Source organism: Microvirga arabica, assembly GCF_016811235.1.
Taxonomy (GTDB): Bacteria; Pseudomonadota; Alphaproteobacteria; order Rhizobiales; family Beijerinckiaceae; genus Microvirga; species Microvirga arabica.
This window is the reverse complement of record NZ_JAFBID010000018.1, coordinates 14,704-28,356: the sequence shown is the minus strand read 5'-3', so window position 1 is coordinate 28,356 and position 13,653 is coordinate 14,704. Positions and strand designations below refer to the sequence as shown.

The following is a 13,653-nucleotide window of genomic DNA, read 5'->3' as shown; positions in this document are numbered from 1 at the left end:
TCGTCAGACGCGCGTGCTGCGGCCGCGGCCGAGGAAGTAGAACAACAGGGCCGCGATTACGACGACCGCCACGATGATCCAGACCCAGTCCATGCCTTCGCCTGCGGCACCGCCGGGATTGGCGCCCGTGGTCGTTCCCGACGGCGAGGTCGTTCCGCCGCCCGGTGTTCCGGGCGTGCCGCCCGGCGCTGTCTGGGCCATGGCGATGGCGCTCCAGACCGTCAGCATCATCGTCAACAGGGATACCTTGAGCGTCTCGATCATCTGATCTCTCCTTGGCCCGAGATCGGGCCTAGGATCAACGTCCGCCTGTGACACCCCGTTCCGGATCGCATGCGGAGGCTGCTCCGGAACAAGGGCAACTCCGCCTCAGTTGTCGCGACACGCAGTCTTCTTGGGATTCGGGGACGGACAGGTGCCTTCACAAAACCCTTCTCCGGTGATCGTTCTGGTGGACGAGGAGCCGACCATCCGGCAGGCGACCGCCCGCCATCTGCGGGAGGCGTCCTACGAGGTGGTGGAGGCCGCGGATTCGGACGAGGCCTTGAAGCATCTTGAGAGCTCATCCGCGATCCATGGCCTCGTGACTGATGCGCATCTTCCCGGCAGAGTCGACGGGCACGAGCTCGCCGGTCTGGCGCGCAGGCGTTGGCCCGACCTCGCGGTGGTGATGATGTCCGGGCATTCCGATGCCACCTCGGGTCCTGTGCCGACGGGCGCCGAATTCGTGGCCAAGCCCTATCTGACCACTCATCTCGTTCCAACCTTGAACCGGCTGCTCGGGAGAGGCTCATGACCCACGTGGTTCTGCTCGGCGACAGCATCTTCGACAACGGCGCCTATGTGCGGCGCGGCGAGCCGGACGTGAACAGGCAGGTCCAGGCGAAGCTGCCGGGGGGCTGGAGGGCAACGCTCTGCGCGGTCGACGGCGCCGTCACGACCGGGGTTCTGAGCCAGCTGTCCCGCCTGCCTTCGGACGCGACCCATCTCGTCGTGAGCGTCGGCGGTAACGACGCCCTGCGGCACAGCGGGATCCTGCGCGAGGGGGCAAGGTCCGTTGCCGAGGTGATCGGGAAATTCGCGGCCGTGCAGGATGAATTCGCCCGCAACTACCGCGCCATGCTGGACCGCATTCTCGACCAGCGCCTGCCGACTGCCGTCTGCACGATCTACGATGCCCGCTTTCCCGATCCCCAGGAGCAGCGTCTCGTGGTGACGGCCTTGTCCATCTTCAACGACGTCATCACACGCGAGGCTTTTGCCCGACGGCTCCCCCTTATCGACCTGCGCCTCATCTGCGACGAGCCGGACGACTACGCCAATCCCATCGAACCCTCGGCGAAGGGCGGCGACAAGATCGCCGGCGTGATTGCCCAAGTGGTAGCCGGAAACACCATTTTTCCGCGCTCGCAGGTCTATGCTCAATGAACGGCCCCATGAGGGCGGGGGGGAGCCGCACGACCTCCCTGCGGCGCCTGGGGGCATTCGCAGCTGCCTTTGCTTCCCTGTATGTGCACGATCCTGAACAAATCTTCAGAAATCGTTGTTTTCAAAAGAAAATATGAGTGTTCGGCAGCCAAGCTGCGAACCATTCTGCAGGTGTTGAATTGATTTTGCATCGAAGGGTCTTTGCCACTTCTCACGAGGTTGACCATGAAGAAGTTAGCAATACTGGCGAGTGTCGCCGTCATCACTGTCGGAAGCGTCGGAACCGCTGATGCTCAGTACCGGCGCCATCACCGGGGCGGTTGGAACAATGGCGGCGCGGTTGCCGCCGGATTGATCGGCGGCGCCGTCCTCGGCGGTCTGCTCACCGCGGCGGCCACGCCGTCCTATGCTTATCCCGGCTACGGCTATTATCCGTACAGCGCTCCGGCCTACGGCTATCGCTCCACCTATAGCTACGGCTACGGTTATCCTGCGGCCTATCCGGCCTACAGCTATCCGGCTTACGGCTATTACTCGGCTCCCGTGACCCGCGTCGTCTACCAGCCGGCCCCCGTCTACCGGACCCGTGTCGTCTACCGCGAGCCTCGCGTGGTCTATCGTCAGCCGCGCGTGGCAACCCGCGTCGTCTACCGCGAGCCACGCAGTCGCTCCCGCGTCGTGTATCGTGACCGCGACCGTGCGGCCTACTATCGAACCACCCGCGGGGACGTGGTCGTCACCGGCTCGCTCCGGCGCCATAACCGCGAGATGGACCGGATCCGCCGGTGGGAGGATACCCGCTCCAGCCGCTAAGCAACGAAGGACTGCCCGACCGGGCTGCCCTCTCATCGCGCAGAGACGAAAAAACCGCCCGAAAGGGCGGTTTTTATCTGAGCAGTTCTGCTAGAAGCCGATTACTTGATCTTGGCTTCCTTGAACTCGACGTGCTTCTTCGCGACCGGGTCGTACTTCTTGAACGACATCTTCTCGGTCATCGTGCGCGAGTTCTTCTTCGTCACGTAGAAATAGCCCGTGTCGGCGGTGGAGACGAGCTTCACTTTGATCGTTGCGGCTTTGGCCATGGTTCAGGACCTCTTGTTCGTTTCGGCGGTTCGGGTGGCCTTAAGGCATCGCCGAAACGCAAAGGCCGGGCGAACCCGGCCGGAAAATCGTGCGGTTCCCATGCCCCATATTCCCTCTCTCGTCAAGGGTAGGGGATCAAAATCACCATCGCGAACCCATTGTCATCCCCGCGAAGGCGGGGATCCATAAACTCAACAATTGAAGGCAGAGCGCCGCGGCTCCCACTGCCCCGTTCTGTTGTCCCAGCAATTATGGATTCCGGGCTCCGCTGCGCGGCCCCGGAATGACAGGTGGAGGGATCACAGTAATTCCCTGACGAACCGACCGCGCTGCTGGTGGAAGAAGGGGACCGGGAGCTGTTGAGCGAATCCGGCGGAAATCCGGGCCTCCAGTTCGCCGAGGATCACCGTGGTGATCGGCGGCAGGTCCAAGGCCTTGGCCTGATCGATGGTCACCCAGGCCAGTTCCACAAGCTCGGCCTCCGGCCCGATGACGCCGCCAACCTCATCCGCGATAGCGGTGCGGTCCACGGCGAAGAATCGGGTGTCGAAGCGCCTCACCCGCTTCGGCGGGGTAATCGCCCGGCCGATGAAGTGCAGGGATTCGAGATCCGGATGAACGCCCCGCTCGTGAAAAGCCGTCCAGGCCGTGCCCGCGGGGGCACGCTCCGGGCTGCCGTATTCCTTGGTGCCGAGCATCAGGCCCGTCTCCTCGAAGGTTTCACGGATGGCGGCGAGCGCCAGCGCCCGGCAGCGCTGGGCGGAGGGGCGGGTGACGCGGGCCATGAGCGCCTGCTCGGCGCGGGGGTGGAGCGCTCCCGTCACCGTCATGGAGCGGTCGCCGGCCTCGATGCGCCCGCCGGGGAACACGAACTTGCCCGGCATGAACTTGAGCCCCGCATGGCGCTTGCCCATGAGAACCTTCGGGGTCTTCGTTTTGCGATCGATGATGATGAGGGTTGCGGCGTCGACGGGGCGGAGGGCAGGAGCTTTGGGGTTGGTCTCAGCGGAAACGAGGCGATCCATCTTCGCCAGGGTTTCGATATCCGTCACGTGCGTTGTCCTCATCGGCTTTCTTGGCCCGGGCCGCCCCGAAGCCATGCATACCTAGCGCGTATTGCAGCCCCACGACAGCGCCTTTCACCGGCTGGAGCAGGGCAAGGCACAGGATGAGGGTGAGCGCCGGCCACGTGGCCAGATGCACCCACATCGGCACCTCCATCTTGGTCTCGGTCATGAGGATGCCGTATCCGATCAGGTGGCCGACGATGAAGATCACCAGATAGGGCGGCAGGTCGTCGGCCCGGTGGTGGTGAAACTCCGTGCCGCACGCCTCGCAATGATCGACCACCTTGAGGAAGCGTCCGAACAGGCGGCCGCGGTTGCAGGCCGGACAGTGGTTCAGGAAGCCGCGCCGCATGGCCGGGATGACCTTCACCTCTTCCGCATCCGCTGCGGTCTTGATCGTCAAAGACATGCCCCAATCCTTCTGTCAGACGCGCCCGCGCCGCTTGACCTTCACCCTGGTCGGGGAGCGGGCTGAGGCTTCCGCGGCCTTGGCCCGGCGGGCCGGCCGCTTGCCCCCCTTCCGGCCACCGCCACCGGTCTTGCCCGTGACCCGGCCCGTGGTGAGCAGCTCGAAGCGGAGCGCCCCTGCTACGGGCGCCGCCTCCACCAGCTTCACCTCCACCTTGTCGCCGAGGCGGTAGGTCTCGCCGGTATCCTCGCCGCGCATCGAGTGGGTCACCTCATCGTAACGGTAATAGTCGTTGCCGATGGTGGCCGCCGGGACGAAGCCGTCGGCGCCGGTCTCGTTCAGTTTGATGAAGAGTCCGGCCTTCGACACGCCCGAGATCTGTCCATGGAATGTGGCCCCGATGCGGTCAGCCAGGAAGTGCGCGATCAGGCGGTCGATTGTCTCACGCTCAGCCGCCATAGCCCGCCGCTCGGCGGCCGAGATCTTGGCGCTGATCTCGATCAGCTCCGCCCGGGTATTGCTGGCAGGCAGCCCGTCCTCGCCGAATTTCAGGGCCGAGACGATCGCTCGGTGGACGATGAGGTCCGCATAGCGCCGGATGGGCGAAGTGAAGTGAGCATAGCGCTTCAGGTTCAAGCCGAAATGGCCGTAATTCTCCGCCGCATATTCAGCCTGGGATTGGGAGCGCAGCACCACCTCGTTGATGAAGAGCTGGTGCTCGGAGCCGTCAACGCTGCGCAGGATCCGGTTGAACAGCTCCGGCCTGATCGGCCCCTGTCCGGGAATCTTGAGGCCGATGGAGGCGAGCACCTCGCTCAAGGAGCGCATCTTCTCCAGCGAAGGCTCGTCGTGAACCCGGTAGATCAGGTCGGACTGCGCTTGCTCCAAGGCTTCCGCCGCCGCCACGTTGGCGAGGATCATGAACTCCTCGATGAGCTTGTGCGCCTCCAGGCGCTCGGGGACATAAACCCTATCTACGGTACCATCGGGTTTCAGCACGATCTTGCGCTCGGGCAGATCGAGGAAGAGCGGCTCGCGGATGTCACGGGCCTTCTTCACCAGCTCATAGGCAGCCCAGAGGGGTTTCAGGATCGTGTCGAGGATCGGCGTCGTGACCTCGTCCGGGCGGCCGTCGATGGCTGCCTGCGCCTGTTGATAAGAGAGCTTTTCCGCCGACCGCATCATGATGCGATGGAAGCTGTGGCGGATCTTCCGCCCGTCGGGGCCGATCACCATGCGCACAGCGAGTGCCGGGCGGTCCTCCCGCGGCCGTAAGGAGCAGAGATCATTGGAGATGCGCTCCGGCAGCATGGGCACGACCCGGTCGGGGAAATAGACCGAGTTGCCGCGCTCCTGCGCTTGCCCGTCCATGGCGGAGCCGGGGCGCACATAGGCCGACACGTCGGCAATCGCCACGGTGACGATGAAGCCGCCGGCGTTATTCGGGTCCTCATCCGGCACCGCATGGACGGCGTCGTCGTGATCCTTGGCATCCGGCGGGTCGATGGTCACGAGGGGCAGGGAGCGCCAATCCTCGCGACCCTCCAGGGTGGCGGGCTTCGCAGCCGCGGCCTCGTCCAGCACTGCCTTCGGGAACTCGTTGGGAATGTTGTGAGCGAAGATCGCGATGAGGCTCACGGCCTTCTCGGATTTGACCGAGCCGAGGCGCTCCTTCACCTTCGCGGTCGGCAGGCCGAAGCGGCCGTGCTTGACGATGGATACGGCAATCAGGTCGCCGTCCTGCGCCTCGCCCTCGTCGCTTGGCCTGATCTGGAGTTCCTGATCACGCGCTTTCTTGTCGACCGGAATCAGCCTTCCGCCGCCTTCGGGCAGGCTCCGGAAGATGCCGAGCACCTGGGCCTGCTTCTTGGCGATAATCTTGGTGACGCGGCCGGAATAGCGGTGAATGTCCCCGGGTTTCAGCGGATCGACCCGCAGAAGCGCCCGGTCCCCGACACCAGCCACGGGCATCCCCGGCCGTGGCTTGCGCGGCGACACGATGATGATCGTCGGGATGGAGCCGCGCTCCTCCTCGTCCCATTCCGTCGGTACGGCAATCAGTTCGCCGTCCCGATCCCGCTTCGTGATGTCGGCAAGCACCACAGGCGGCAGCTGGCCGGCCTTGTGCATGGTCTTGCCGCGACGATCGACGACGCCCTCGATCTCCAGGTCCTTGAGGATCTGCTTCAGCCAGATGCGGTCGTTGCCCTTGATGTTGAAGTGATGGGCGATCTCCCGCTTGCCCACCTTGCCCTGAGCCTGGGTGATGAAGGACACGACCTCCTCGCGGGAGGGCAGGTTGGTCTGGGTGTCGGTGCGTTTCGCCAAGGGAGGAACTCGTTCGGTTGACGGGGCCTTGTCGCACGCAAGCTTGGCCGCGACCAGCCCGGCGGCTGTCATTGTCATGACGCACGGGAGCGCCAAGAGATCCATGTGGAGACAATGGGCCGTTCAGGCAAAAAATAAGGCCCCCGCGAGGGAGCCTTGAGGGACCGGCCCGTGGGGGCAGAATGAGCCGGTGAGCTTGTATAACTAGCCGACGGGAAGATGGTTCCAAAATTTTCTGGAAGAAATCGAAAAAACTTTCAAGGCTGCCAAACTCAACGTCATAGCCGGGCTTGTCCCGGCTATCCCGATCCGAAAAGCACGGCGCTTCAGGCACCGAGATCACCGGCACAAGGCCGGTGATACGTCGAAAAGGAGCATCTACCCGACGGTTTTCCTCAGATATCCAGGTCCGCCTCGTCGGCGAAGGCGGCGCGTTCCTGGATGAAGGCGAAGCGGGCTTCGGGCTTGTTGCCCATCAGGCGCTCCACAACATCGCTGGCCTCGGGCCGCTCCTCGTCGGCTACCACTACCTTCAGAAGCAGGCGCTTCTTCGGGTCCATGGTGGTCTCCTTGAGCTGGCCCGGCAGCATCTCGCCCAGGCCTTTGAAGCGGCTGACTTCGACCTTGCCGCTGCCCTTGAACACCGTCTTCATGAGGCGCTCCCGGTCGGCCTCGTCGCGGGCATAGGCCGATTTCGCCCCTTGGGTCAGCCGGTAGAGCGGCGGGACCGCCAGGTACAGGTGCCCGTTATCGATAAGCTTGGGCATCTGCCGGTAGAAGAACGTGATCAGAAGAGTCGCAATGTGGGCACCGTCCACATCCGCGTCGGTCATGATGATGACCTTCTCGTAGCGGAGATCGGCTTCCCGGAACTGCGAGCCCTGGCCGCAGCCGAGCGCCTGGACGAGATCGGAGATCTGCTGGTTCTGGTGCAGCTTGTCCTTTCCGGCCGAGGCTACGTTCAGGATTTTTCCGCGCAACGGCAGCACGGCCTGTGTGGCACGGTCGCGGGCCTGCTTGGCGGAGCCGCCGGCCGAGTCGCCCTCGACCAGGAAGAGCTCGGAGCCCTTGGCGCCGGCGTTCGAGCAGTCTGCCAGCTTGCCCGGCAGGCGCAGCTTGCGGGTCGCGGTCTTGCGGGCGACCTCCTTCTCCTGGCGCCGGCGCAGGCGCTCCTCGGCCCGGTCGATCACCCAGTCGAGCAGCTTGTTGGCCTGCTGAGGGGAGGCCGCGAGCCAGTGGTCGAAGGTGTCGCGGATCGCGTTCTCGACGATGCGGCCGGCCTCGACCGTGGCGAGCTTATCCTTGGTCTGACCCTGGAATTCCGGCTCGCGGATGAACACCGAGAGCATGGATGCGCAGGTGGCCATCACGTCGTCGGTGGTCACTGCCGCCATGCGCTTGGCTTGGTTCACGCGCTCGGCGTGCTCGCGCAACCCGCGCAGCAGGGCGATGCGCAGGCCGTTCTCGTGGGTGCCGCCCTCAGGGGTGGGCACCGTGTTGCAATACGAGGTGGAGAACCCATCCTCGTTCGTCATCCAGGCGACCGCCCATTCGAGCGAACCGTGGCTGCCGGGCTTGGTGATCTTACCGGAGAAGATCTGGTCCGTGACCAGTTCTTTCCCGTCGATGTCGTGGAGCAGGTAATCCTTCAAACCGTTCGGGAACTTGAAGGTCGCCTCCGCCGGAACGTTGGCGACGCCCTCGACCAGCGCCGGGGCGCATTTCCAGCGGATCTCGACGCCGCCGAACAGATAGGCCTTGGAGCGGGCCATCTTGAACAGGCGGCGGGGTTGGAAATGAGCCTCTTTGCCGAAGATCTGCCAGTCGGGCTTGAAGCGCACCTTGGTGCCGCGCCGGTTGAGAACGCGGCCCACGGTCTCGATCTTCCCCTGCGGGATGCCGCGGGAGAAGATCTGCCGGTACAGGGTCTGGCCGCGGGCGACCTCGACCTCGAGGATCTCGGACAGGGCGTTCACCACCGAGACGCCGACGCCGTGCAGGCCGCCCGAGGTCTCATAGACCTTCGAGTCGAACTTGCCGCCCGCGTGCAGGGTGGTCATGATCACTTCGAGCGCCGACTTCTTCGGGAACTTGGGATGCGGATCGACCGGGATGCCGCGCCCGTTGTCGGTCACGGACAGCCAGCCACCTTCCTCCAGCTCCACCTCGATGAAGGTCGCGTGACCGGCGACCGCCTCGTCCATGGAATTGTCGATCACCTCGGCGAAGAGGTGGTGCAGGGCCTTCTCGTCCGTGCCGCCGATATACATGCCCGGCCGGCGCCGGACGGGCTCCAGCCCCTCCAGCACCTCGATGGCCGACGCGTCATATCCGGCCTCGTCCGGGGTGCCCTGTGAGGGCGCCTGACGGGAGACCTTGACGGCGGCGTTGCGGGTCATGGCAGGCGCGGCACGCTTGGCCGCGGCGCCCCCGAAGAGATCGTCGTTGTCTGTCATTGGGACCTTGGTCCGGGATGATGATTCGCGCTTCTTTAGACTATGTCTCATCCCGTTTTTATACGAGAACAAAACGGAAACATGAAGTTGATTTTCGGCTGGTCGGCATAAATGTCTGCGGCACGTTACCCTGTAAAGGTTACCAACGAATTCCCCCTAAAGGCTGTCTTACGCGTGTCATCCGGAACTGTTTAAATCTTGTTCACGTTGGATGGTTAAGCATGAGCTTAACGGGAGATACGGGTGTGACGACGCGGACGACTTTGGCACCGGCACGGAAGCTTCACCTCGACCGCGCCGCGCGCAATGCGGGCGAGGCCTTCGCCTTCGACGAGCCGGACACCGCCCCGGTTGCGTCGCGCTCCTACGGATCGAGCCTGATCTGGCTCGGCATGGCCGCAGTCGCCTTAGCAGGGCTCAGCCTAGTCTTCTAAGTCCGCTCCCTGAGGATCCTTGTTGTCGCTGAAGATCCGGATGAGCCTTTTCTCGAGCCGGGTTCCGTAGGTCAGCAGGAAGAGGGTGACGAGGGTGCCCGCGACGGTGATGAACCACGCGCCCAAGCCTGCGGTTACCCCGAGGGCGGCCGCGATCCAGACCGTGGAAGCCGTCGTCAGCCCCTGAACCTCTGTTCCGTCCTTTGCCCGCAGGATCGATCCAGCACCGAGAAAGCCCAACCCCGTCAGGATGCCCTGCACGACGCGGCTGACCGCATCCTGCCCGAAGTGCAGGCCTTCATAGACCGAGCCGGACAGGATCACGATGGCTGATCCGAGGGAGACGAGGGCCAGTGTCCTCATCCCGATCGGCTTGTTGTGAATGTCCCGGTTGATCCCGATGACCATGCCGGCGAGAGCCGCTCCGAGGAGCCGCGTGGTGATCTCAATCTGGTCGCTGTACTCTTCCCAGAGCCAGAACACCCACTCGTCCATTGCGCTCAGCCTGCCTCGGCGGTCTTCTTTGCGGCAGCCGTCTTGGTGGCGGCCTTCTTCGGAGCCGCCTTCTTGGCGGTGCTCTTCTTAGCCGCGGTCTTGGTCGCAGCCTTCTTGGCAGCAGGAGCCTTGGCTGCAGCTTTCTTGGCAGCAGCCTTGCGGCTCCGCGCCGGCTTCTTCGACGGGCCGGCTGCCCGGCGCGCCTTCAGAAGCTCCACCGCATCGGCCAGCGTCACCGCCTCCGCAGCCATGGAGCGCGGCAGGGTCGCGTTGGTCTCGCCATCCGTCACGTAGGGGCCGAAGCGGCCAGCCTTCACCACGATGGGCTTGCCCGATTCCGGATCCTCACCCAGGGGCCGGCCCGGATCGGCCGCGCCACGACGGGCGCCGCCTCCGCCGCTTTCCTTGGTGACGATCAGGTCGATGGCCCGGTTGGCGCCGATCTCCAGCACGTCGTCGCCGGCGCCCAGATTGGCATAGGTCTTGCCGTGCTGCACGTAAGGCCCGTAGCGGCCGATGCTCGCCAGGATCGGTTCGCCCGATTCAGGATGGGTCGCCACTTGCCGCGGCAGCGCCAGCAGCTTTAAGGCCTTCTCCAGATCGACCTGCGCCGGCGTCAAGCCCTTCGGCAGGGATGAGCGCTTGGGCTTCTCGCCTTCGCCGAGCTGCACGAAGGGGCCGAAGCGGCCATCGCGCAGGGTGACCTCCAGGCCCGTATCCGGATCCGTGCCCAGCACCTTCACGCCCGGCTGGCCGCCATTCTCGGACGAGCCCTCGCCGTCGCCATCGACGCCGGTGGCGGCGAGCTGACGGGTGAACTTGCACTCCGGGTAGTTCGAGCAGCCGATGAAGGAACCGAACTTGCCGAGCTTCAGCGACAGCTGGCCCGTGCCGCAGGTCGGGCAGGTGCGCGGGTTGGAGCCGTCGCCCTTATCCGGGAAGATATGCGGCCCGAGCAGCTCGTTGAGCGCATCGAGCACCTCCGTGGTGCGCAGCTCCTTGGTCTCGCCAACGGCGGCCGAGAAGTGCTGCCAGAACTCGCGCATCACCTGCTTCCAGTCGATCTCGTTGTTCGAGACCCGGTCGAGCTGCTCCTCCAGGTCCGCGGTGAAATCGTATTCCACGTAGCGGCGGAAGAAGCTCTCCAGGAAGGCGGTGACGATGCGGCCCTTGTCCTCGGGAACAAGCCGCTTCTTCTCGATCTTCACGTATTCGCGGTCGCGCAGGGTTTGGAGCACGGCCGCGTAGGTCGAAGGCCGGCCGATGCCGAGCTCTTCCATGCGCTTGACCAGCGAGGCCTCCGAAAAGCGCGGCGGCGGTTCTGTGAAGTGCTGGGTGGCAGCGATGCGGCGGCGCTCCAGGGAATCGCCCGCCTTCATCGGCGGCAGGCGGCCCTCGTCCTCGTCCGCATCGTCGTCCTTGCTCTCGTTATAGAGGGTCAGGAAGCCGTCGAACTTGATCACCTGGCCGGTGGCGCGAAGATCCAGCTTGCGCGGGCCTACCTGGGCCGTGATGTCGGCCGTGGTGCGCTCCAGCTCGGCCGATTCCATCTGGCTCGCGATGGTGCGGGTCCAGATCAGGTCGTAGAGGCGGGCCTGCTCGGGCTCCAGGTATTTGGCCACGTGCTTCGGTAGGCGGCTCATGTCCGTGGGGCGCACGGCCTCGTGGGCCTCCTGGGCATTCTTGGCCTTGGTGGTGTACTTGCGCGGCGCGCCGGGCACATAGCGGTCGCCGTATTCCTTGCCGATCACCCGGCGGGCGGCCTGCACGGCCTCGGGCGCCATGTCGACGCCGTCGGTTCGCATATAAGTGATGATTCCAACCGTCTCGCCGCCGATGTCCACGCCCTCATAAAGGCGCTGCGCGATGCGCATGGTCTGAGCCGGGGCCAGCCCCAGCTTGCGCGAGGCCTCCTGCTGCAGGGTCGAGGTGGTGAAGGGCGGGTAGGGGTGGCGCTTGGCGGGCTTGGCCTCGATGTTCGCCACCGAGAAGGTCGCGAGTTCCAGGTCCTTCTTGAAGGCCTCGGCGTCCTTGCCGTTGCCGATGTCGAGGCGCGTGATCTTCTTGCCGTCGGCGCCCACGAGCCGCGCGTCGAACACGCCGCCGTCCTTCGTGGCGAGGGTTGCGATCAGCGACCAGTATTCGCGCGGCTTGAAGGTCTCGATCTCGAGTTCGCGGTCGCAGACAAGGCGAAGCGCCACCGACTGCACACGGCCGGCCGAGCGAGCGCCGGGGAGCTTGCGCCACAGCACGGGCGAGAGGGTGAAGCCTACGAGATAATCGAGGGCCCGGCGGGCGAGATACGCATCCACCAGCGCCTGGTCGATCTGGCGCGGCTGGCGGAGTGCCGCCTGGACGGCATCCTTGGTGATGGCGTTGAAGGTCACGCGCTCGACGGGCAAGTCCTTGAGCACGCGCTTTTCGCGCAGCGCCTCTAGAACGTGCCAGGAAATCGCCTCGCCCTCGCGGTCCGGGTCGGTGGCCAGGATGAGCTTTTCGGCCCCCTTGATCGCCTTGGCGATGTCGGAAACCCGCTTCGAGCCCCTGTCCTCAAGCGTCCAGATCATGCGGAAATCGGCATCCGGGTCAACCGAGCCGTCCTTCGCGGGCAGATCGCGGATATGCCCGAAGGAGGCCAGGACCTCGTAATCCTTGCCGAGATATTTGTTGATCGTCTTGGCCTTGGCAGGCGACTCGACGACGAGGACTTTCATGAACAGCTTCCTAAAAGCGGCAGCGGACCGGTGCCCTCTGCCCAGACGACAGACGGCGGCCAGAGGCTGACCGCCGCAGGGCGCGATAAGTGGGTGATGATGGCCGACAAGTCAAATCGACCCCGTCGGCATGCTCCTTACTATATGGCCACGACGGTTCGCTCCAGCAAGGGATTAAGTCCATGGCCAAGGTTGCCGGCGCGGCGGCTGGGCATAAGATGGCCGGCAGCCAAATCCCTTGCTTGCCGCCGTTTCCCGGAGCGCCTATAGCCATCGCTTTAAGATGACAGACGCCCCCCGATCCGTTTTTCCCCACCGGCATCTCCTCGGCATCGAGGGGCTGTCTCCCTTGGACATTCAGGCGCTGCTCGACCTTGCCGACGAACAGGTCGAGGTGAGCCGGCAGGTCGAGAAGCGGAAGACGACCCTCAGGGGCCGCACCCAGATCAACCTCTTCTTCGAAGCCTCCACCCGCACGCAATCGTCCTTCGAGATCGCCGGCAAGCGGCTTGGCGCCGACGTGATGAACATGCAGGTCGGATCGTCCTCGGTGAAGAAGGGCGAAACCCTGATCGACACCGCCGTGACCCTCAACGCCATGAGGCCCGACATCATCGTCGTGCGCCATCATGCGGCGGGCGCCGTGCATCTCCTGGCGCAAAAGGTCGACTGCTCGGTGGTGAATGCCGGCGACGGCGCGCACGAGCACCCGACCCAGGCGCTCCTCGACGCGCTCACCATCCGTCGCAACAAGGGCCGCATCGAAGGCCTTACCGTGGCGATCTGCGGCGACATCCTGCATTCGCGGGTGGCGCGCTCCAACATGATCCTGCTCGCCGCCATGGGCGCGCGGGTGCGGCTCGTGGCGCCCTCGACCCTGATCCCGCCGGGCATCGCGCGGCTGGGCTTCGAGACCTTCACCAGCATGAAGGAAGGCCTGAAGGACGCCGACATCGTCATGATGCTGCGCCTCCAGCGCGAGCGCATGAACGGCTCCTTCGTGCCCTCCGTGAAGGAGTATTTCCGCTTCTACGGCCTCGACCAGGAGAAGCTCAGCTTCGCCAAGCCCGACGCGCTGGTCATGCATCCCGGCCCCATGAACCGGGGCGTGGAGATCTCCTCCGACGTGGCGGACGGCGCGCAGTCGCTCATCCGCGAACAGGTCGAAATGGGCGTCGCCGTGCGCATGGCGGTGCTGGAGGCTCTGGCGAGCCATCTGCCGAACCGGTGAGAGGCGTC

The 13,653-nt window shown here is 64.8% G+C and carries 13 protein-coding genes; 5 read left to right on the top strand and 8 right to left on the bottom strand.

Features of this window, described 5'->3' with window-relative positions; genetic code table 11:
- Positions 1-3 precede the first annotated feature (3 nt).
- Positions 4-264 (bottom strand): hypothetical protein, encoded by a 261-nt coding sequence (locus JQC81_RS11635; protein WP_203271974.1) that lies wholly within the window; start codon positions 262-264, stop codon positions 4-6.
- Between the two features lie 151 nt (positions 265-415).
- Between JQC81_RS11635 and JQC81_RS11630 the strand changes: the two genes are divergently transcribed.
- The 3 genes from JQC81_RS11630 to JQC81_RS33085 all read left to right on the top strand — a co-directional run bounded on the left by JQC81_RS11630 (position 416) and on the right by JQC81_RS33085 (position 2,241).
- The gene (locus JQC81_RS11630; RefSeq protein WP_203271973.1) at positions 416-796 is read left to right on the top strand and encodes a response regulator; all 381 of its coding nucleotides are present in this window, start codon (positions 416-418) and stop codon (positions 794-796) included.
- A complete protein-coding gene (locus JQC81_RS11625; RefSeq protein WP_203271972.1) occupies positions 793-1,428 on the top strand; it encodes an SGNH/GDSL hydrolase family protein in 636 nt (211 codons plus the stop codon). Before JQC81_RS11630 ends, JQC81_RS11625 begins: the two co-directional genes overlap by 4 nt.
- 225 nt (positions 1,429-1,653) lie before the next feature.
- Complete coding sequence (locus JQC81_RS33085) at positions 1,654-2,241, top strand: hypothetical protein (protein WP_246520366.1); 588 nt, start codon at positions 1,654-1,656, stop codon at positions 2,239-2,241.
- 101 nt (positions 2,242-2,342) lie between these two features.
- On the opposite strand, the gene rpmG is transcribed toward JQC81_RS33085, so the two are convergent.
- The 5 genes from rpmG to parE all read right to left on the bottom strand — a co-directional run bounded on the left by rpmG (position 2,343) and on the right by parE (position 8,714).
- The gene (gene rpmG, locus JQC81_RS11615; protein ID WP_173950390.1) at positions 2,343-2,510 is read right to left on the bottom strand and encodes a 50S ribosomal protein L33; all 168 of its coding nucleotides are present in this window, start codon (positions 2,508-2,510) and stop codon (positions 2,343-2,345) included.
- A 300-nt stretch (positions 2,511-2,810) separates the two neighbouring features.
- On the bottom strand, positions 2,811-3,536 hold the full coding sequence (locus JQC81_RS11610) for an NUDIX hydrolase (protein WP_203272037.1): 726 nt from the start codon (positions 3,534-3,536) through the stop codon (positions 2,811-2,813).
- Entirely contained in the window at positions 3,514-3,987 is a 474-nt protein-coding gene (locus tag JQC81_RS11605; RefSeq protein ID WP_203271971.1) for a DUF983 domain-containing protein, read from the bottom strand. Before JQC81_RS11605 ends, JQC81_RS11610 begins: the two co-directional genes overlap by 23 nt.
- Before the next feature lie 15 nt (positions 3,988-4,002).
- Positions 4,003-6,315 (bottom strand): ribonuclease R, encoded by a 2,313-nt coding sequence (rnr, locus tag JQC81_RS11600; protein ID WP_246520365.1) that lies wholly within the window; start codon positions 6,313-6,315, stop codon positions 4,003-4,005.
- A gap of 395 nt (positions 6,316-6,710) precedes the next feature.
- Positions 6,711-8,714 (bottom strand): DNA topoisomerase IV subunit B, encoded by a 2,004-nt coding sequence (gene parE / locus JQC81_RS11595; RefSeq protein ID WP_246520376.1) that lies wholly within the window; start codon positions 8,712-8,714, stop codon positions 6,711-6,713.
- A gap of 278 nt (positions 8,715-8,992) precedes the next feature.
- Between parE and JQC81_RS11590 the strand changes: the two genes are divergently transcribed.
- Positions 8,993-9,205, top strand: a complete 213-nt coding sequence (locus JQC81_RS11590) for a hypothetical protein (RefSeq protein ID WP_203271969.1) — start codon at positions 8,993-8,995, stop codon at positions 9,203-9,205.
- Here the strand turns inward: JQC81_RS11590 and JQC81_RS11585 are convergent.
- Both JQC81_RS11585 and topA read right to left on the bottom strand, forming a co-directional pair.
- Positions 9,194-9,700 (bottom strand): MgtC/SapB family protein, encoded by a 507-nt coding sequence (locus JQC81_RS11585; protein ID WP_203271968.1) that lies wholly within the window; start codon positions 9,698-9,700, stop codon positions 9,194-9,196. The two genes, JQC81_RS11590 and JQC81_RS11585, sit on opposite strands and share 12 nt — an antisense overlap.
- 5 nt (positions 9,701-9,705) lie before the next feature.
- Entirely contained in the window at positions 9,706-12,414 is a 2,709-nt protein-coding gene (gene topA, locus JQC81_RS11580) for a type I DNA topoisomerase (protein WP_203271967.1), read from the bottom strand.
- Positions 12,415-12,697: 283 nt separating this feature from the next.
- Here topA and JQC81_RS11575 point away from each other — a divergent pair, with 283 nt between their 5' ends.
- Positions 12,698-13,645 (top strand): aspartate carbamoyltransferase catalytic subunit, encoded by a 948-nt coding sequence (locus JQC81_RS11575; protein WP_203271966.1) that lies wholly within the window; start codon positions 12,698-12,700, stop codon positions 13,643-13,645.
- Positions 13,646-13,653 lie beyond the last annotated feature (8 nt).

Coding starts and splice junctions, on each gene's coding strand:
- JQC81_RS33085 (WP_246520366.1), top strand. CDS start 1,654: ATGAAGAAGTTAGCAATACTGGCGAGTGTCGCCGTCATCACTGTCGGA.
- JQC81_RS11635 (WP_203271974.1), bottom strand. CDS start 264: ATGATCGAGACGCTCAAGGTATCCCTGTTGACGATGATGCTGACGGTC.
- JQC81_RS11610 (WP_203272037.1), bottom strand. CDS start 3,536: ATGGATCGCCTCGTTTCCGCTGAGACCAACCCCAAAGCTCCTGCCCTC.
- JQC81_RS11585 (WP_203271968.1), bottom strand. CDS start 9,700: ATGGACGAGTGGGTGTTCTGGCTCTGGGAAGAGTACAGCGACCAGATT.
- JQC81_RS11590 (WP_203271969.1), top strand. CDS start 8,993: ATGAGCTTAACGGGAGATACGGGTGTGACGACGCGGACGACTTTGGCA.
- topA (WP_203271967.1), bottom strand. CDS start 12,414: ATGAAAGTCCTCGTCGTCGAGTCGCCTGCCAAGGCCAAGACGATCAAC.
- JQC81_RS11575 (WP_203271966.1), top strand. CDS start 12,698: ATGACAGACGCCCCCCGATCCGTTTTTCCCCACCGGCATCTCCTCGGC.
- JQC81_RS11605 (WP_203271971.1), bottom strand. CDS start 3,987: ATGTCTTTGACGATCAAGACCGCAGCGGATGCGGAAGAGGTGAAGGTC.
- JQC81_RS11625 (WP_203271972.1), top strand. CDS start 793: ATGACCCACGTGGTTCTGCTCGGCGACAGCATCTTCGACAACGGCGCC.
- rpmG (WP_173950390.1), bottom strand. CDS start 2,510: ATGGCCAAAGCCGCAACGATCAAAGTGAAGCTCGTCTCCACCGCCGAC.
- parE (WP_246520376.1), bottom strand. CDS start 8,714: ATGACCCGCAACGCCGCCGTCAAGGTCTCCCGTCAGGCGCCCTCACAG.